This is a genomic window from Winogradskyella bathintestinalis (assembly GCF_030407435.1).
Taxonomy (GTDB): Bacteria; Bacteroidota; Bacteroidia; order Flavobacteriales; family Flavobacteriaceae; genus Winogradskyella; species Winogradskyella bathintestinalis.
This window is the reverse complement of record NZ_JASDDK010000001.1, coordinates 764,366-784,771: the sequence shown is the minus strand read 5'-3', so window position 1 is coordinate 784,771 and position 20,406 is coordinate 764,366. Positions and strand designations below refer to the sequence as shown.

Below are 20,406 nucleotides of genomic sequence, written 5' to 3'. Positions count from 1 at the left end.
GTACCAATTATTCCTTAAAAATAACCATTGGTGTAATAAGTTTTAGTTTTCTAAAACTAAGATTTGATGCTTTCTATTTTCTTTTCTAATTGTTGTAATCCTGCTGCAGTTTCTTTTAATTGATCGTAGCGCAATTTTGCAAACTTGTATTTATACTCATTTATAAGATTATGATCTTGTTCCAATACTGCTTTTAACTCTTGAGTTTTCTTACGGTATAGCGCAATCTCCCTCTCCTTTAGATCGGTTATATAACCTAATAATTTAGTTGTATTTTCTATTTCTAAAGCGTAGATCATTAATATTAGTAGGGCATTTGGGTTAAAACTGATTATAAGATAGTAAACAGTTTTTGTGATCGTAATAGGGTTACATGTCGCAACACTATAGCATAAATAGTATTAGAGTCTTCGATAAGGGTCTAAGACATAAAACAATATTTGAACATTTTAAGTTAATTTCTTCTAGTCAGAATTACGAATCGCTTAGGTTATAACTTAATTGATCCGTTATAATCATTAGAAGTAATTGGTTGCGCTTTGTATTATTCTTTATTCCTTTTTTAAAATAATTTAATTCAGAAAAAATATATCATCCTAAGAATCATACATCACTGAAATTTAAATCGTGTTAAAGAAATATTTCATGCATTATGCTGAAAACCAAATCGGTTTTCACTTTTCGTTTTAGATATGCATTACTCTTCTGCGGTAATAATTGGCTTCTTCAACTTTTAATTCGGCTAAAACGTCATCTAAATTAGGACGAACATTCATATAGCTTAATTTTAATTCGTTTAATGCTTCGTTCAATGTAGTTTGCATAATAAGTAGGATTAAAAGGGGTTATATTATTAAAACAACTCAAGTTTAAAATGTCCCAAAAAAAATTTACATTTTTTAATATTTAAGATTTGTGAGTCGAGTCTTTTATAGTCGATTTAATATCTGAAATCACTTTAGTACTAACACAATTAATTTCTTTTGTTTTTAATTCATTTAAAACTTCTTTTAAGCTGGGACGGAAATCCATATGGCTTAATTTTAATTCGGTCAATGCCTCATTCAATTTGGTTTTCATTATAAGTAGGATCAATCAGGTTTATACTATTAGAACAACTCAAATAAAAAATGTCCCAAGAAAATTTTATTTTTTATATATCTTCACTTTTTATAATATGATCATCTGAATTTTTGTTTGAAACCGAATAACGAATAATTATCGGAATCGCTTTTGTATTGTAATGCAATTGTTTTTTCTTAGCATAGCGTTATTTGTGTCACTGAAGTTTTAGAAGAATAATCGCTACGATTAAAAAAGGGCAGGCCGGCAGATTAGTAGGATTAAATGGAAATTCCTATATAACGGTAACGAGATAAAACAAAAAGACAAGATGAGATCAAAAAAAATCAACCTATTTAATGCCTAAGTCTTTACACGAAAATATCTGTGATAAGTTGCGCTTTTCAAAACTCTACGAAAAATATGCACAGACCTTAAGTAATATTCTTCTATATAAATATGGCCATCTCTTAAATCCATCAGACAAAGTACAAGAAGCTTTTATTAAACTATGGGAAAACTGCGCTAAGGTAACACCAGAGACTACAAAATCGTATTTGTATACTACGGCAAATAATATGATGCTCAATGAAGTAAAACATCAAAAAGTGGTTTTTAAGCATCAAGCAGTAAAGCCAAAAGATTATACTAATGAATCGCCAGAATTTGTATTGCGAAAAAAAGAATTTTCCAAACGCTTTGAGGATGTGCTTTCAAAATTAAAAGACGAAGAACGAGAAGCTTTTCTTCTCAATAAGGTCGATGGCAAAACACATAGAGAAATTGCAGAAATTTTAGGAATTACTAAAAAGGTCGCTGAACATAGAATATATGCGGCATTCAAGAAGTTAAAAACTGAATTAGAAGAATTAAATTAAAAATAATCGGGATTTTATAAACTTCAGTTGTTTTAAGTATATAATAGCATATTATGGAAAACGAGTATTTAGTAAAAAAGTGGTTGAATGATGAATTATCTGCAGCAGAGGAAAAATCATTCAATGCTCTAAAAAACGCCTCTTTATATAAAGAGATTATTGAAGAAGCGCAATACTACAAAGGTGATGATTATGCTAAAGTTGCCGATTTTAATGTATTAGAAGACCAATTATTCTCAACCAAGAAAAATAAGGTTATTCCGCTTAATTGGATCAAAATAGTATCGAGCATTGCCGCTGTATTGGTAATAGGTTTTGCTGTTTTCTCACTTTTAAATAAAAATAATATTAATTCGTTTGCGACCGATTTGGCACATCATGAAGTGATAACACTTCCAGATAATTCAATTGTAAAATTAAATCAGTATTCGCAACTAGACTATAATGCCTCAGATTGGGAAGACAACAGGTTATTGAATCTCAATGGTGAAGCCTATTTTGATGTTGAAAAAGGCAATCGTTTCGAGGTCAAAACCAACCATGGCATCGTGAGTGTTTTAGGAACCGAATTCAACGTGTATTCTAGAGATAACATATTTAAAGTGGCTTGTTACGAAGGATTAGTACAAATAACCTATAATAATGACATCGTTAAAGTACCTGCTGGTACTGAATTTACACTACAATCTGGAACTGCAAATAATACTGAAATTGTAATTGCAGAACCTTACTGGATTAAAAAAATGAGTGTTTTTGATAATGCTTCAATTAATGACGTTATAAAAGAACTTGAAAAGCACTATCGCGTTTCAATTTCTCTTGATTCTGACGTAAATTCCAAATTTACTGGTGCATTTGAGCATAATAATCTAGAAAATGCTTTGAAATCAATTACACAACCCCTTAATTTGACTTTTAGAATTACCCCAAACAAAGTCCTAATTAAGAATGCCAACAAAAACTAGACCTAGCTTAATCTTATTAATTGCCGTTATATGTTGTTTTACACTACAAGGACAAGTCCTAAATAAAAAATTACCTATTAAAGATGTTTTAGACAAGATTATTACGTTTCATAACATCACGTTTAATTATGAAAGCAGTTTTCTTACTGGCATAGAAGTATTTCCACCGCCGAAAAACTTAAGTTTATCCCAAAGTATTGAAAATTTACAGAAGCAAACGAATCTTATATTTAAGAAAGTTAGTGATTATGTCATCACCATATCTAAACCCATAAAAATTTGTGGTTATATTAAAGATGCCTATTACCAGCAACCGATACCTTCCGTAACTATAAAAGGTTATACTAACTACACGGTTACAGATGACAATGGATATTTTGAGTTAGAATTAAACTCGTCTGATGAGCTCGTATCCATGCGACACATTGGCTTTAAGACAATTACCCAACAGGCAGGTAAATTCAATATCGAGAATTGTGAAACCATACTTTTGGCAGAGCAACTAGAAGAAATTAGTGCCGTTTTAATTGATGCCTATTTGGTAAAAGGTATAGACGTAGAATACGACTGGACTACATCTATTGATTTTAGTAAATTCAGCTTATTACCTGGTTTAATCGAATCTGATGTGATGCATACCGTACAAGCTTTACCAAGTGTACTTAGTGTGGATGAAACCGTATCTAACATCAACATTAGAGGTGGATCTAACGACCAAAATCTCATTTTATGGGATGGTATAAAGATGTACCAAACCGGCCATTTTTTTGGACTTATTTCAAGTTTCAATCCGCAAATGACCCAAATGGCAAGCGTTATCAATAACGGATCTGATGTTTCTCTTACCGACGGCGTGTCGGGCACCATACAAATGCAGACTGAAAAAAAAATAAATTCAGAATTTGAAGGACTAGTAGGAGTGAACTTCCTAAATGCTGAATTGTTTTCAAATATTCCTATCGGTCAAAAATCCTCGTTACAAGTAGCCTCTCGAAAATCTTTAAATGACATGGTAAGTACCCCAACCTACAATGTTTATTTCGATAGAATTACTCAAGAAACGGAAGCCCAACAAAATGAAAGCGACGTCACAAATTCTAATCAAGCATTCAATTTTTATGATGCCTCGCTAAGATGGTTATACCAACTAAACACAAAAGATTTAATTAGGCTTAATTTTACGCTTGCTAGTAATGATTTAAGCTTTAACGAAACGGCGACTATGAATGGTATTGCTCGCACAAGAGAAAGTAAGGTCTCTCAAAACAGTATGGCCTTTGGGCTTAATTATAAAAGGCAATGGAATAACAACATCCACTCTGTAATTAACATCTATAATACCGATTATCAATTAGAAGCGGAAAATGCGGATATTTTAGAAAGTCAACTTTTTCTTCAAGAAAATAGTGTGTCTGAAACAGGTATCAACTTCGAAAATGTATATTCTAATAATCATTGGCAATACAAACTTGGCTATAGTTTTACCGAAACGGAAATCATAAACCTTAACGACATCGATTTACCCAGATTTGTGAGACGCGATGAAGAAGTTTTAAGAGAACATGGAGCTTATACACAAGCTTGGTATAATAATAAAAATTATGGTTTTTCAGTTCGTGGTGGTATACGAGCTAATTATATTAGCAAGTTCGAAGAGTTTATTATTGAACCCAGAATCAGTGTACGTAAAACATTAGGAGACCATTTTAAAATTGAAGCTCTTGGAGAGTTTAAACACCAGAATACTTCCCAAATAATTAATTTTCAAAACGACTTTTTGGGCATTGAGAAAAGACGTTGGCAATTAACGGACAATGAAACTATCCCTATTTTAAAGAGCAAACAAGCGTCATTGGGCTTGTTATATACTAAGGAAGGGTGGCTAATTGATGCAAAAGGTTATTTTAAAAATGTTGACGGTATAACTACACAAAGTCAAAGTTTTACTACTAAATACGAATCGAGTAGAGAAAATGGCAGCTATGATGTTTTTGGTTTTGAATTTCTTTTCAGGAAAAAAATTGAATACCTCAGCAGTTGGTTAAGCTATTCGTATATAAATAATACGTATACATTTGAAACTCTCGAGGAAGTTGAGTTTCCAAGTAATTTCGATATAACACATTCGGTTACACTCGGAAGTACATTTAGTAAAAACCATTGGGATATTTCAGCTGGTCTTAATTACAGGTTCGGAAAACCAACGTCGGTTCCAATGATTGAAAATGCAGTAAAAGGAGATAATATTAATTTTGATGCCGCTAATAGTCAACGATTAGACAACTACCTTAGATTAGATGCCTCTGCCCTTTACGACCTTAATATTAGTAAAAAGTTTCGTTCTGAAATTGGAGCTTCGGTTTGGAATCTATTAGATAGACAAAATCCTATTAATAATTACTATAGTATAGATGCTGATAATACTGCAAAAAAATCCTCGAGAGTGTCGCTAGGTTTAACCACCAATGTTGTTTTCCGAATATATTTTTAATGTTTTTTCAGTATTATAACTAATGTTAATGTAAGCTGCGCCTATTACGCTATTCAACATAAACCCACTTTTTTTTCATTTTCAAAAAATTTTATAAGCCCTTTTTGGTTAGCGCTTAGAGTGCAATTTCACGAACTTTAAAAAACAAAGCCTTAGGGTTATTGGCTTTATTTTTTTTAGATATACCCTCGTATTATATGCAATGCCAGATCACATCTCGTTTCCAAAATCGATGACATTTGGTTAAGCTATAATTGGTATAAGCGCTACTCGAGAATAGTAACTTAGTTTTTTTGATTGCTAAATTTCCTTGATCTACTCCTGTAATTAATAGTAAAGCTTCAATTTTAGAGACCGTGAATTCAATTTTTTAGTATTCGATCCGTATATAATTTCTAGCTAAACCAATGTGACACGTATTTATAGAGTACGACATATTTGTGCTAAATTATTAACATCTAGTAATTTATTTATTTCAAATATTAAATATCTGCTTAATGTATTTTCAATATTAAAATAATTTAATACGTATATTCGATAAAAATAATTTTAATGTTTCCATCCCTTGCAAAAAAAGAACTTGGAATTTCTTTTTTTTCTTTTCTCCTACTTAACCTAATTGTTTTAGCCATTTGGAGCATTTCTATCAATACACAAAAATTGGTTTTAAAGAACCAAGTTCAAATTTCTGGTCAGATTTTAACTGAAAAAATTCATACCATTGTAATTCGCGACATTCAACGCTTAGAAAACTTAAAAGATCGCTTTGAAAAAACTGATGGTCAATATTTTCAGTATTGGGAACCCGATGCTGAAATGATTCTAGAACAAAATCAATCTTTCAAATTTGTAGAATGGATAGATAGCTCAATGGTTATCAGAAAAATTAATCCACTTAGAGGCAATGAAGCGGTTATTGGGTTAGATATTTCTAAAATTGGCTATCGCAAGGTCGAATGGTTAAGACACAGTAAAGACGGCTCAACCAATATAACTCCTTGGGCAAAGTTAACACAAGGCGGACATGCCTTTTTAGTCGATGTTCCTGTTTATTTTAATAATAGATTTCAAGGAACAATTACTGCCGGAATGGATTTTAAGAATCGTTTGGATGATTTTGCAGATAATATGCGAGACTATAGCATACAACTTACAGATGGCAAAGGCACTGTATTTTATCAATACAATCCTATATTGAGTGATGATATAAACATGGAGTATCATTATAAAAGTACCTTCACCATAGATCAGTTAGATCAGCAAGAGTGGCAAATAAAAATAACGCCTACATCATCTAGTTTTTTCTTAGATAAGAGTGCGTCTTTATTGAACATGCTTTATTTCGGCATTGTCCTATCAACGCTAATGAGTCTTATCATCTATTTTTATTTAAGGGCTAAAAAAGAAGCTTCGCGTACCATACTCATTAATGAGGAATTAATAAAGACCAATAAAAAACTGAATAAAGAAAGAAATCGAGCCGAAAAAGCCTCAAAAGCGAAAACCGAGTTTTTGTCTAATATGAGTCATGAAATAAGGACGCCTCTCAATGCCATACTTGGTTTTATACAGTTAATAAAACATGCCAAACAAACGTCTGATCACCACACCTATTTAGATTTAATGGATCAATCTTCTAAAAATCTTTTAGCACTAGTGGATGATGTGTTGGATATTGATAAAATAGAATCTCGAGAAACAAAACTCGTTAATGTCACCTTTACCCCTTCCAAAGAAATTAAAGCCATTGTAAGTCAATTCATACCTTATTTTGATGAAAGAAATCTGAAATTAAATTTAGAGTTAAAAACTAATCTTAATGCTAATGTTATTGGAGATGAAGGAAAATTCAACCAAATTATTATTAACCTTCTAAAAAATGCTCTAAAATTTACCGATAAAGGTGGCGTACATGTGCGCTATGAGGAATATATAGAGAATGGAAAATTAAATGTAAGTATAAATGTTAGCGATACCGGAATTGGAATTCCGAAAGAAAGTCTGTCTCGGATTTTTGAGCGCTTCGTTCAAATAGATTTTGGCCTAAAGAAAAAACACTCTGGAAGCGGCTTAGGACTTTATATAAGCAAAAATTTAGCAAATTTAATGGGTGGTAATATCACTGTAGAAAGTGAATTACTAAAAGGTAGCGAGTTTACATTCAGTATCCCGTTTACCATTTCTAACTATGTGAAGGAAGAAGATTTATCGCTTAACCTTAACACTACAGATTTAGAACATTTACATATTTTAATAGTAGACGATAATAAAATTAATAGATTGGTACTATCAAAAATTTTAGAACAGTTAGGCATTACATCTGACAAAGCTAATGATGGTAAAGAAGCATTAGAAAAAGCAACAAGCCACAGCTACCAATTAATTTTAATGGACATCCATATGCCTATTCTTAATGGCTATGAAGCTACCAAAATGATCCGCAACATCGATAAAGATATTTTAATTGTAGGATTATCTGCTAACGTAACCAAAGAGGCTATAGAGCAATCGTTGATGGTTGGTATGAATGATTATTTAACCAAACCCTTATCTAAAGGAAAATTAATACTATTATTAAATAAGTATTTTTCAAAATCGTAATTCTATAATCCCTACCAGCGCAATTCATCTGGTCAGCAATTACAATAAATATAAACGCTTTTTATATAGCTAGGCTTATTAATGTATTTAAGCACGTACCATGGTAAAACTAGTTGTTTGTCTCAGTATATTTAGATTGAAGTCGTTAAATAACTTTTGAAAGAATCTATTTTTTTCGATTTGAGTCTTAGTAATTCCAAAATAGAGAGTAGCTATAACCCCTATAATTCCAAGTAATAATTTTTCATCATACTTGCAATAGAGATAAACCCAAAAAACTATAGTTACTAAAATTATAGCCACAATTGATATCTTAAATTCTTTTAATAATTTTTTCATTTCTAACTATTTTCAACAATTGCAATTTCATCCTCAGTTAACCCATACAACGCATACACCATAGCATCAATTGCTGCATCGGTTTGGTTAATTTGAGTTTGTAAGGCCTGTGCTTTTTAGTTTGTTGTCTTCAAAAAGGCCTAACCACTCAAATTCATCTTTTTCAGTTAAAGTTGGTATACTGTTCGGTTAAAAATATACCTTGATACTCCTCTTCTTTAGAGCTTCTAACATTATCTTGAATCGTTGGGTTTAAAAAGTATTTAGAATACCTTTTATAAGCTTTAAAAACTACAGCTTCGTCTTGCAGTTTGAGGTGCTGATTTAATACGGATACTTGATATAAAGACATTAATAGCTATTATGGATTGAAGTCTTAAAAATAGGAATATATATTGTTTTTATATTATGGTTTACCGTATTTTCTTTATAGAGAACAATCATAATCACAACAGCATAGCAGTAAAATTTATAACTGGTTTATTTTACAGAATATAAACCATGGGTAGTCCGTAGATACTCCGTACATACTCCATAGATACTCCGTACCCACTCCATGGCTGTTGTACAGTTTAAAAACCGACTATCAAAGTGGTGAAAATTTCTGAATAATATCATTTATATTTGAAAGGCAGACTCTAAAAATTTTTCAATTAAGCTAAACATGAAATTTGCCTTAACCATTACATTTATTCTATCGGCATTCATAATAGATGCACAATCCTATATTAGACAAGGTAAAGGTGACTACAACATAGTTTTAAACACTTGGGATGGAAAATACTTAAGACAAGGCAAAGGTGATTACAATACGGTTTTAACCACTTTTGACGGTAAATATTTTAGACAAGGTAAAGGCGATTACAACACGGTTTTATATACTTGGGATGGGAAATACTTCCGGCAAGGTAAAGGAGATTATAACACAGTACTTTACACTTGGGATGGCGAATATATTAGGCAAGGAAAAGGCGATTACAATACCGTTTTATACACTTGGGACGGTAAATACCTTCGGCAAGGTAAAGGCAGCTACAACACCGTTTTATATACGATTACAAATGATATACCTATTGCAGTTTTGATGTTTATCGTTAAATAGTTGCATGTAAATAATAACGAAACAAAGCGTTATTATTCACTAAAACCACATCAACATAGAGTCATTAGGGATTCAGAGCAGTTTTTACCAGAACGATGTAAAAGCGTGATTCAAAAAACAGAACTGTTTAACCTATGTTTGACCAAAAGAAAAAACCTAAGCTTTTCAAATCTCAATAAAACACAAAAAAACCACTACTTTCGTAATGGCTTTGTTTGCTCCTCTTCTTAGGCTCGAACTAAGGACCCTCTGATTAACAGTCAGAAGGCGCACCATGCAAAAGGGTAGTAAAATAAGACGTTCCAGCGGTTTTGTATATTCACGTGCAAGTTATATGCAAGTTTTTAGCTGATTTGTTAATGAACATATTGATATACCAAAGATAAGGTTTTCATTCCGTTCTTCCAATCTCGTCATACTTATTATAAAAGAAATTATGACTAAAGAAGACCTCTCTAATAAAATAAATTTAAAAAGTCCAGAGTTGGTAATAACCAACAAATTAAAAAAAAGACAACATCTCAATATTGATAAAAGAAGTTTCCATTACCGAAGAGCAATAGAAAACATCAGAGAAAAAATAAAATTATTGACTTCAACTGCTTTACAACTTCATCCCATACATACGCTCATCCAGTTCCTTCCAATGTTCAATATGTTTTGATAGTTCCGCCCAAAATTCCTTCGAGTGACTTTTAACTTTGGTATGTACTAATTCATGTACAATAAGATAATCTATTAACGAGTACGGAAGTTTAATGGCTTCAATATTTATAATAATATTATTGGTTGGTGTACAACTCCCCCAGCGCTTATCTAGTTTCCTTATTTTTAATTCGTTGAATTCTAAACCCGTTTTTTTAGACCATTTTTTAAGTCTTGGTGTAATTTTATCAATCGCTTTTTCTCTAAAGAAATTTTCAAAAGCAAGTTCCAAGGCTTCTTGGTTGTTTAATACATGAGGTAATGACACTTTAAACTTAGATTCATTAAAATCTATGGATATAGCATCAAGTTCTTCATTAATTAAGACCTCAACATAATATTTACGTCCAAGGTATTGCATCCTGGACCCCGTAACAATAACATCGTAGTTGATAGCTTCTACCAATTCTAGTTTGTCTAATATCCAACGTGCCTTTTTTAAAATTAAAGCGTGTTCTTTTTCAACGGTTATTGGACTTCCTTTCAAAACAACGCCAGAATCTTTTTCTACACTTATATAATGAGACTTTAACCCTTCTTTTGGTTGTACTGTGTATTCTATGGTTTTATTTCCGTACTGTACGCTAGGCATCTTTATTCTTTATTAAAACATCAATCATTTCCTTAGCTTTTGTTTTTGCTTCGGTTCGTTCAATTTTAGCAGTAGTTAAGTACCTTCTAATTTTGTTTTCTATATCTTTTTTAACACGTCCTTTGGCTTGCCATCCTACTATATCTAATTCTCCTTTTATAAGGTCAAATATCGTTTTTGTAGCATCTTCTGCATCTTCGTTAAATAAGACTTTCATAGAATCATAAACCGCTCGTTCTCGCTCAGTTTTAAACCCTTTTTCTTCACCTTCCTTTTGCTGGTCAATGATTTCGTCTTGAATATCTGCAAACGCTTTAAGAAGTTCTAATTGAGTTATGCGTTCATCCTTTTTAAGCTTTAATAATTCATCTAAACGCTGTGCCAATGGCTTATAAAAATCTGGATTTTTATCCATCCCAACTTTTATGGTATGCTTTAAATTATTTCGCATCTTCAACTCTTTGGTTGCTGGAGATGCATTCATAATTTCTTCTTTAAATTTCTCTTTATCAATAATTGAAATAGGCTCCGCCAATAAACTCTCTACGCCTTCAGAGTGTAAATGCTCATCAATAATACTTTGCAGCATTTTACTCTCATCTTTACTAACTTTTAACTCATCATCATCTGGAAACGCATTCCTGGCCCTCAATTTTATCTCATTAAAAAGCTTGAAGTCACCTTGATACTTCATCGCTTTTACATTAGGTAATACAATATTAACCGACTTATTAAAATCCTTCAACAACACCTTAAAATCATCTCTTTTATTAATAGGCTCAATGTATCTTACTGCGGCATCTATATAATCTTCACGATTGTAATTTCTATCAATCTTCATTGGTTTAAAGAAATCGACTAGCTTGGTATGATTCATTTCTAGTTTAGGCAGCTCTTCGTTTATATTTTTTAAAATATCGTCTGGTCTAATATCACCAGAAAAGATTTCTAAGGCTTGAAGAAGATACCCCGAAATTCCATTATAATCTATAATAAACCCAGCACTCTTACCTTTTCTTGAACGGTTTACCCTAGCAATTGCTTGTAGAAGATTATGCTCTTTAAGCGGCTTGTCTAAATATAGACATGATGCAATTGGCGCATCCCAACCCGTAAGTAACATATCTGATACTATGATTATAGCCGTATTATCATATTTCTTTTTTCCAGATTTCTCCGTTGTACTTTCATCACCAAAAGGCAATTTAAAATTATCAGTAACATCTTTAATAGCTTCTGGAGGCACTACCCAAGTTGGTCTCTGGTCTTGTGGTTTATTCTTATTCCATTCTAAGGTTTCATAATATTCTTTTGCAATAACATCAGATTTTGGTGAACCGATGCTCATGATTACTTTAGTATCAAAATCATGATACCCTTGCGCTTTTAGTTCTAATAAGGTTTGTTGATATTTTAATGCTTGAGGTCGGCCAGAACAAACCAGCATAGCTTTATGTCCATCTGGATAGATTTTATCTCTATAATGATTTATAATATGTTTTGAAATATCATTAATTCGAGCTTTTGAAAGCTGATACTTCCTTAGAGCTTCACTTTTAAGCTTATCTTTTTTCTCTTCAGAGAAATGCCCGAATTTTTCCTCGAATTCTTTATCTAACTCTTCTTTTTTAACATCTAACTTCGCAATGCCTTCATCGTATAAAAGCTCTACCGTTGCACCATCGGCTACCGCTTCTGTAATGGTATATACATCTATATAATTACCACCATAAAACTCTCCTAAAGTAGACTTATCTTCCTTAGAAATTGGTGTACCTGTATAGGCTACAAATTTAGCATTTGGTAGCACGGTTCTCATAAAAGAAGCAAGGAAACCATAATGACTTCGGTGTGCTTCATCTACTAATATGTAAAGATTTTCTTTTTTTGAAAGTTCTTCTAATTCAATTTCTTCACGCTCAATTTCAATCCATTTTCCTTTTTGGAGTTCCTTAGTTATTTTTATCAGCGTTTTTTCTTTTAGATGTTTTTCAATCATCAAATTGCCACGTTCTTCCAATTCGGTTTGGTCCGCAGAACTCGTTGCATCCTTATCTGTTTCTTGAAACTTCTGTATGGTTGTAGTTATAATACCTCCGTAATCATTACGCAAAAGTTTATCTAAATGCACTACAGAAGAGGCTTGATTAACATTTTTGAAACCAACATTTTGAAACGTTGTAGTTATCTGTCGGTCCAAATCTTTTCTATCGGTCATTATCATCACCGTAGGATTCTCAAAACCATATTCGGGTGCTTGTAACTTTCTAGCCACATAAGCCATGGTTAACGATTTACCAGAACCTTGTGTATGCCAAACCACACCACCTTCACCAGCTTGTAAGCGTGCAATAGTTTTATTTGTTGCTCTTAATTGTTGGTATCGTGGTAGTTTTTTAATGGTTGTACCTTCCTCTAATTCAAACAATACAAAATGGCGTATAATATCTAAAAGGCGCTCTTTTTTAAACAGCGCAATAATAAGCTTGTCTTGTTCTTTTTTAGCCAGGTTAATGATTTCTGTATCTTCTTTACTGGTTTTAAAAACAGAATAGAATTGTTGAGGTGAATTAATAGCTCCATACTTACCACCAACATCCCAAATACCAGCGCATATTTGATTAAAATGAAAGAGCTTTTCAGAGTTTTCTTGGTAATAATCTAAATCTCCATAAGCTTTTTCCCAAGCATTTTGTGCAGTGGGCGATTTACATTCTATAATACCAATAGGTAAACCGTTTATATAAACCACTAAATCTGGTATAGAGTTTTGATACCTTCCATGATACCTTATCTGGTTTACCACCAAGAAATCATTATTATCTGGAGTCTTATAATCAATAAAGTGAACCGATTTAAATACTTCTTCACCATCAATGACTTGCTTTACCGTAAATGTTCCGCCTCTAATAAGCTCCCAAATCTTATGGTTAATCTCCATTAAAGATGCGCCATTAACAGACGTTAAAACCGTATATGCTTTATTGAGGTTATTATCGTTTATCCATGGATTTATTCTTTTAATAGCCTCTAGTAGTCGGTCTTTAAGTAATACTTCGGTAATATTTTCTCGCTCATCGTGTTGGCTGGCGTTAAAATACTGATACCCTAATTGCTGAAACAATTGAATGGCTGGTAACTCACTGTGTATGTATTCTGGTGTTTGACTCATTTTATTATTTTGAAACTTTTATCGACCATATATTGACCATATATCGACCATTTATCGACCATATATCGACCGTGCATTAATTATTTGTTAGATTTTGGTCGATAAAATACTTTGTTCCCTTTTTCTCTCCGATAGAATAAACAGTTTTATTCATAACCATTTCATCTAACTTCCTTTTTACTTTTCTTCTGCTGATTTCAATTCCAATACGTTCATTAATATCTCCAATAGAACAAGGTTGATAAATTTTTAAATCCTCTAAAATAAGATGTTCTAAACGATGAGGCTCAATCTTTTTTAAGTCAGTTTTACCTTTAAATTCATTGTCTTTAAGGAGTTCTGGATTTACAAAATACTCAGTTGCTTTCGTTTTTCCTTTACTTAAAACAATTTCATTTTTAAGTAACTTTCCTATCCAATACTTTAAAGAATCATTGTTACGAACACATAATTTATTAGATAAGGAAATAGCTGAAACAACACCACTTTGCGCAATTAGCCCTAATGCAATAATCTCTTTTTGATTGAGATTAAAATCGTCATTAACTCTAGACATTAACCGAACCACTTCTTTACTTATTATTTGCTTTTTTAGGGTTACAATAACACGGTCGTCCCATTCTTCTACTATGGGTTCTGGTTTACCATTAAACAATTGAATTTCATAAACCTTGTCATAACCACTACCTTCTTTTTCAATTAATTTTAAATCGTGAAATACTTTAGAAAGGTGCTGATTACGTTGTACCGATTTTGAAATAATATTTGATGGTGTTACACCCAATGGTAAGCGACCTGGTGAATGAACCTCTAGTCTGTCGTGATATAGATTTATAAAAATATCACCTCGCATAGTATATGCTTTATGGACTAATGCATTAGCTATAATTTCTCTAATCACTTCAATATCATAATTTGGAATTGTTTTTCTAAACAAACCATCTGAAATTTCTATAGATTCCCTCCAATCTGGCAAGGCAATAATTTCATTTAATAATTCTTTTGGATTTTTTGTGTAATCATCCCAAACCGTCTTATTTATTTTATTACCATCTTCATCATACTTAATAAACTGAACCGTAGGAGCGTAATGTAACCTAGCTCTATCCTTACGGCTACCAAACCACAAGACACCCAAATTAGTTAAATAGCCATCTGTAGTAAATAAATAATGCTCCATCAACTCTTCTTGCCCCATCTCTTTTACAAAACCACTCACACGTTCAGAATTCACAATATCCGATAGTAAAGCATCCCTTTTTTGATAATCGGCATCTTCTAACGCTATTTTACGCACCACTTTTTCCTCCCAAATAAAAGCTTGTTTTTCGGCAGCTACTCTAGTCATATCTTCGGGCAAAATGGGTCTGCACTCATCTGCCACACGTATATAATACTTACCACTAGAAGTACACGCAATGGTTTGACTACTTCTAAAAATTTTAAGGTTAATAAACTCTCCACCATTTGAAGCTGTTGTAATAGCAGCCACAACACCTACATTTAAGGTAAGCTGTGGTATGATTTTATTTATTTTATCAACTAATGATTGTTGAATTTTCTGATTAGCATCTGGTAAGTCCTGGTCATCTTCTATACCAATATGTATTTCGCCACCTACACCATTAGCAAAACAAACACAATCTTTAGCAAGCTCACTCCAATCGGCAGTTTTGCCCTGTACTAGCTTTAAAGACTTTTTATCAAAATGACTATTCTCTTCCATAATAAAACGTTTTTTTTTTAAACCGTTACCCTAACCTTACCTGTTAACAACTGTTGCATTAAGCCTTTTTTTAATTCTTGGTATGTGGCTTTCTTTTCTGATAACACCTCTAGTTTTTCATAAATAGAAGTTAATATCTCTGCTATCTTTTGTTGTTCAACTATATTAGGAATAGGTACAAATAATCTTTTAAACTTAACGATTGTTAGAGCTTTCTGACTTGAACCACTAGAAACTATATCTATTGAGTTTTGAAAAATATTTGACCTGAAATAATGCATCAAAAAACTTTTATCTAACTTATTTGTAATTTTTCTAATCCACATAAGATTTCCATCCTTAAAGTAAAATTCATCATTTTCTTTTACTAAATATATGGAGCCGATAGTACCAACAGCAGTTATTAAAACATCACCTGCTTCTGGTGCTCCATATTTCTCCCTAAACTCTTGAAATTTAGATTCCTTTATGTAAACTGTACTATTAAGCTTTTTCCCTTTTGCAAGTTGAGTAATCTCTTTTCCTCTAAAAAAAGGTATTCCTTTATTCGTATAATCAGCTTTATGAACCCTTTTACTAGAAGTTATTTCTCCTATAATATCAGTTGAAACAACCTCCCAATCCACTGGAATCTCACCCAAAGCAGAATCCTTAAACTCGGTATGACCAATACCTTTGATTAACAAGCGTTGCATTAAGCCTTTTTTAAGGTCTTGGGTTTCGGTAATTTGTTGGTCTATGACTTCTATTTTAGCATCTACGGTGCTTAGTATGTCTGCTATTTTTTGTTGTTCTGGGAGTGGTGGTAATTGTATTAATAATTTCTCCATTCCTCCTTTAGTAACATGCATCATTGTAGAACCATGGGATTCGTTCTTCATTCTTCTTGTTACATCATCTAATAAGTAGTAGTGAAAGGCTCTATCTAGTTTTTCTTGATTATGTTCAATTTTCCAAATATGATAATGAAATATTGCCTTTTCCCCAAACCACCAAACTGGTCCAAAAGTAGCAGACCACATATAAAGCAAATCTCCCCTACAACAATATTGATGTTCTGGTAATTGAAGGTTTGAATAATAATATTCTTTCCCAGACCCCGTCAAATTTTGTAATCGAATTACGGGAATCCCTTCCGTCTCCCATTCAGAAAGTTTATAAGCTCTACCATTGAAAAAAGTTGCCACCTCTACTTGTTTTACGACACCCCAATCTTTTGGTAAAATTCCAATTTTTGTTTCCTTATATCCTTCCATCATATCCCCAACTCCTTTAAAAATCGAGCCAATTTATTATTAATATCCGCTTCTTTAGCTTCTAAATCCTCTAAATTTTGTTGTACAGCCTTAATATCAACAATAGGTTCTGGTTCACTGGTATCAATAAAACGAGATATATTTAAGTTGTAATCATTATCTGCTATTTCATCTAACCCAACAATACGCATGTATTTGTCAACGTCTTTAGCATCATCATAAGCGTTTACAATTTTAGTAATATGTTCTGGTAAAATTTCGTTTTGGTTTTTACCATCTTTATAATCGCTACTGGCATCTATAATAGCAACCTTGTTTTTTTGCGCTTCGGTTTTATTTTTATTAATAATCCAAATACTTGCTGGTATGCCCGTATTATAAAATAAGGCAGATGGCAAACCTACAATACCTTCTACCAAATCAGCTTCTAGCAAGGCTTTACGTATTTTACCTTCTGTGCCACTTCTAAACAAAGTACCGTGTGGCAATACAACGCCCGCTTTTCCGTCTTGTTTTAATACGGCTATCATGTGCTGTAAAAAAGCCAAATCGGCGTAACCTCTTGGTGGTATACCGTATTGAAAACGCCCAAAAGGGTCACTTACCACTTTGTTGTAGTTAGGAGATACTTTCTTTTCTTTTCCGTTTTTATCTATTTTAACTTCTATAGAATTTTCGGCTGGTGTCCACCAAGCGTCCATAGAAAATGGCGGGTTTGCAATCACTCTATCAAACAGCGTTAGCTCATTGTTCTCATTTTTATGCTGAGGTGCTACTAAGGTGTCTCCTTTTCGGATATCGGCATCCATAAAGTTATGGAGCAACATGTTTAATTTACCAATGGCCCAAGTGCCTAAGTTTTTCTCTTGCCCATATAAAGAGACATTAATGTTATTGCCCACTTTTCCGTTGGGTTGTTCTGCAATGTACCTAGCAGATTCAATAAGCATACCACCAGAACCACACGTTGGGTCGTACACTTTTTGTTTTGGCTCTGGCTTAATTAGTTGAACTATTAACTGTACCACACCTCTTGGTGTATAGAATTCGCCTCCTTTTTTACCAGCATCATCCGCAAACATCTTAATTAAATACTCGTAAGCATCCCCTAATAAATCATTTGACTCCAGATGGTCGTTACGTAAGGAATGCTGATTGAAGTGACGTAGTAAGCGCTGTAGTAACTCATCAGATAACTTTTCTTTATCACCAAACTTAGTCGCTGTCATTACACCTTCTAAAGCTGTGTTTTCTCGCTCTATACCCGCAAAGGCTTTGTCTAAAGCAATACCAATGTTTTCGGTTTGTTTTTTAATACTGTCCCATCTAGATTCTTCTGGAAGTTGAAAATAAGTATCCTCTTCAGCATCTTCCCTTGAGTAGCCTTCACGTGCCATGATAGCCTCTACTTCTTCTTCAAAAACATCGTTAGAACGCTTTAAGAATAATAATCCGAAAATGTAATTTTTAAAATCTGAAGAATCAATACTTCCTCGTAATATGTTTGCAGAATCCCAGAGCCAGGACTCTAGGGTTTCTAATGATAGTTTTGTATCTGACATGTCTGTTTTAAATCGTGTTTTTTGTTATCAATTAATAAATCCTTCACACTAACATCTAAGATATCAGCAATTTTATATAAGGTTTCAACACTAGGCTGGCGCTTGTTATTGGTATAAGATAATACCATATTATAACTTTTACCAAGCTCTTGAGATAGCCAAATTTGCTTTAATCCTCTTTGGACCAATACATCTTTAATGCGATTCATAATCTTGAATTTTAACGAGTTCCGAATATAGAAAAAAACTATCATTTTATGATTTTTTCTTATTCCTTCCTTTAGCTTAGTTGGTTAGGTCATTACTTCACTTTATAGCACAAAAAAAGTCCAACATTTCTGTTGGACTTCTTTATCTAATAAGCTCCTCTTCTTAGGCTCGAACTAAGGACCCTCTGATTAACAGTCAGATGCTCTAACCAACTGAGCTAAAGAGGAAGGTTATTTTTCGCGTTAGCGAGCGCAAATATATATACTATTTTCAATTTTACAAAACTAAATATTATTTTTTTTGTAAAAATTTAAAATTTTTAATTCGTTATAGCTTTAAAAACATCATTACCATTGGCAAATAACACCAAAGCGATTAAAATAAAGAAACCTATAACTTGTGCGCGCTCTAAAAACTTTTCGCTTGGCTTACGTCCACTAATCATTTCATACAATAAAAACATTACGTGACCGCCATCTAAGGCTGGTATTGGCAGCAAATTTAGAATGGCTAACATTATAGATAAAAACGCCGTTAATCCCCAAAAATAAGGCCAACTCCATACTGGTGAAAATTGATCGTAAATTGCTTTAAATCCACCCAAACCTTTATATGCTCCTGTACTCGGACTAAATATAGCTTTTAACTGATCGAAGTAATTAGATATTGTTTTTGTGAATTTATGGCCACCAGCTGCAAAACTTTCAGCGAAAGTATATTCTTTTCTGAAAATATCGTAATACCCTAGTTCTTCAAATCGCGTAGGGTTCATGTAAGGTAAGATCCCAAACTTCCCATTAGCATCGAGTTGTAATTCTTTGTTGACCACTGAATTGTCTTCTCTCAACACCTCAACATTGACTGTAGAATTTTCTAAACCTTCTGTAACAAGGTCTAGTTGATCAAAATACGTTAGGTCTCTATTATTAATACTTTTTATAATATCGCCTCGTTTTAAATCTTTCTTTGCATTTAAGGATGAATCTGCAACTTCACCTACCATAAAAGGAATACGATATTCAAAATTACGTTTACTCTTACTCGATGAGTATTGTCCTAAAAAGTCTTCAGGTAACTCAATTACTTTTTCTTCCCCTTGTCTATTAATCGTTACGGTTTCTGCACTAATAAGATTAAAACCAATATCAGAATCATTTACAATTGGTGTATCGTTAATGGCTAAAACCTTATCACCTGTTTTAAATCCTATATCTAATAAAGCAGGGTTATCTATCCAGTAACCATCTTTTAAACTGTTTACTTTTACGTCAGAATCTCCATAAGCAAAAGAAATAGCTACATAGATAACGTAGGCCAAAATAAAGTTGACAGTAACTCCACCAAGCATAATAATTAAACGTTGCCAAGCTGGTTTAGAACGAAATTCCCATGGCTGTGGTGGTTGTGCCATTTGTTCCTTGTCCATACTCTCATCAATCATTCCGGCAATTTTAACATAACCCCCTAGTGGCAACCAACCAATACCATAAACGGTGTCACCAATTTTCTTTTTGAAAAGTGAAAATTTCACATCAAAGAAAAGGTAAAACTTTTCTACTTTAGTTTTAAAAAGTTTAGCTGGTATAAAGTGCCCAAGCTCGTGCAGTACGATAAGCAAGGAAAGACTAAGTAAGAATTGAGATATTTTAATTATAAATTCCATGTCATTTTTTCAAAATTCGATTTGCAAAAGTACGGTTTTTATATGAATTCATATTTAAAAAAATGCTACAACATAAAATTAT

At 32.7% G+C, this 20,406-nt stretch carries 17 protein-coding genes and 1 tRNA gene; 5 read left to right on the top strand and 13 right to left on the bottom strand.

What is annotated here, in order from left to right:
• Positions 1–56: 56 nt before the first annotated feature.
• The 3 genes from QMA06_RS03210 to QMA06_RS03200 all read right to left on the bottom strand — a co-directional run bounded on the left by QMA06_RS03210 (position 57) and on the right by QMA06_RS03200 (position 1,080).
• Entirely contained in the window at positions 57–299 is a 243-nt protein-coding gene (locus QMA06_RS03210) for a hypothetical protein (protein WP_290205408.1), read from the bottom strand.
• Positions 300–686: 387 nt separating this feature from the next.
• Positions 687–824, bottom strand: a complete 138-nt coding sequence (locus tag QMA06_RS03205; protein ID WP_290205407.1) for a hypothetical protein — start codon at positions 822–824, stop codon at positions 687–689.
• 82 nt (positions 825–906) lie between these two features.
• On the bottom strand, positions 907–1,080 hold the full coding sequence (locus QMA06_RS03200; RefSeq protein ID WP_290205406.1) for a hypothetical protein: 174 nt from the start codon (positions 1,078–1,080) through the stop codon (positions 907–909).
• A gap of 341 nt (positions 1,081–1,421) precedes the next feature.
• Between QMA06_RS03200 and QMA06_RS03195 the strand changes: the two genes are divergently transcribed.
• The 4 genes from QMA06_RS03195 (at position 1,422) to QMA06_RS03180 (ending at position 7,997) form a co-directional block, all read left to right on the top strand.
• Positions 1,422–1,940, top strand: coding sequence for an RNA polymerase sigma factor (locus QMA06_RS03195; protein ID WP_290205405.1), 519 nt, complete (start codon positions 1,422–1,424; stop codon positions 1,938–1,940).
• A gap of 53 nt (positions 1,941–1,993) precedes the next feature.
• Positions 1,994–2,905, top strand: coding sequence for a FecR family protein (locus tag QMA06_RS03190; protein WP_290205404.1), 912 nt, complete (start codon positions 1,994–1,996; stop codon positions 2,903–2,905).
• Positions 2,889–5,396, top strand: a complete 2,508-nt coding sequence (locus QMA06_RS03185; protein ID WP_290205403.1) for a TonB-dependent receptor — start codon at positions 2,889–2,891, stop codon at positions 5,394–5,396. Before QMA06_RS03190 ends, QMA06_RS03185 begins: the two co-directional genes overlap by 17 nt.
• Positions 5,397–5,948: 552 nt before the next feature.
• The gene (locus tag QMA06_RS03180; protein WP_290205402.1) at positions 5,949–7,997 is read left to right on the top strand and encodes an ATP-binding protein; all 2,049 of its coding nucleotides are present in this window, start codon (positions 5,949–5,951) and stop codon (positions 7,995–7,997) included.
• Between the two features lie 87 nt (positions 7,998–8,084).
• On the opposite strand, the gene QMA06_RS03175 is transcribed toward QMA06_RS03180, so the two are convergent.
• Together QMA06_RS03175 and QMA06_RS03170 are read right to left on the bottom strand one after the other, a co-directional pair.
• Positions 8,085–8,336 (bottom strand): hypothetical protein, encoded by a 252-nt coding sequence (locus QMA06_RS03175; protein ID WP_290205401.1) that lies wholly within the window; start codon positions 8,334–8,336, stop codon positions 8,085–8,087.
• 163 nt (positions 8,337–8,499) lie between these two features.
• The gene (locus QMA06_RS03170; protein ID WP_290205400.1) at positions 8,500–8,688 is read right to left on the bottom strand and encodes a hypothetical protein; all 189 of its coding nucleotides are present in this window, start codon (positions 8,686–8,688) and stop codon (positions 8,500–8,502) included.
• A gap of 312 nt (positions 8,689–9,000) precedes the next feature.
• Here QMA06_RS03170 and QMA06_RS03165 point away from each other — a divergent pair, with 312 nt between their 5' ends.
• A complete protein-coding gene (locus QMA06_RS03165) occupies positions 9,001–9,438 on the top strand; it encodes a hypothetical protein (protein ID WP_290205399.1) in 438 nt (145 codons plus the stop codon).
• Between the two features lie 604 nt (positions 9,439–10,042).
• Here QMA06_RS03165 and QMA06_RS03160 read toward each other — a convergent pair.
• From QMA06_RS03160 to rseP, 8 genes are all read right to left on the bottom strand, one after another.
• Positions 10,043–10,735 carry a M48 family metallopeptidase gene (locus tag QMA06_RS03160; RefSeq protein WP_290205398.1) on the bottom strand — a complete coding sequence of 231 codons (693 nt, stop codon included), beginning with the start codon at positions 10,733–10,735 and terminating at the stop codon, positions 10,043–10,045.
• Entirely contained in the window at positions 10,728–13,907 is a 3,180-nt protein-coding gene (locus QMA06_RS03155) for a type I restriction endonuclease subunit R (RefSeq protein WP_290205397.1), read from the bottom strand. The genes QMA06_RS03160 and QMA06_RS03155 overlap by 8 nt, the downstream gene beginning before the upstream one ends.
• A gap of 76 nt (positions 13,908–13,983) precedes the next feature.
• A complete protein-coding gene (locus QMA06_RS03150) occupies positions 13,984–15,633 on the bottom strand; it encodes an ATP-binding protein (protein WP_290205396.1) in 1,650 nt (549 codons plus the stop codon).
• A 17-nt stretch (positions 15,634–15,650) separates the two neighbouring features.
• On the bottom strand, positions 15,651–16,892 hold the full coding sequence (locus QMA06_RS03145; protein WP_290205395.1) for a restriction endonuclease subunit S: 1,242 nt from the start codon (positions 16,890–16,892) through the stop codon (positions 15,651–15,653).
• On the bottom strand, positions 16,889–18,451 hold the full coding sequence (locus QMA06_RS03140) for a type I restriction-modification system subunit M (protein WP_290205394.1): 1,563 nt from the start codon (positions 18,449–18,451) through the stop codon (positions 16,889–16,891). Before QMA06_RS03140 ends, QMA06_RS03145 begins: the two co-directional genes overlap by 4 nt.
• On the bottom strand, positions 18,427–18,660 hold the full coding sequence (locus tag QMA06_RS03135; RefSeq protein ID WP_290205393.1) for a helix-turn-helix transcriptional regulator: 234 nt from the start codon (positions 18,658–18,660) through the stop codon (positions 18,427–18,429). The genes QMA06_RS03140 and QMA06_RS03135 overlap by 25 nt, the downstream gene beginning before the upstream one ends.
• A 154-nt stretch (positions 18,661–18,814) precedes the next feature.
• Positions 18,815–18,888: transfer RNA gene (locus tag QMA06_RS03130), tRNA-Asn, on the bottom strand.
• A gap of 92 nt (positions 18,889–18,980) precedes the next feature.
• Positions 18,981–20,324, bottom strand: coding sequence for an RIP metalloprotease RseP (gene rseP / locus QMA06_RS03125; protein ID WP_290205392.1), 1,344 nt, complete (start codon positions 20,322–20,324; stop codon positions 18,981–18,983).
• Positions 20,325–20,406 lie beyond the last annotated feature (82 nt).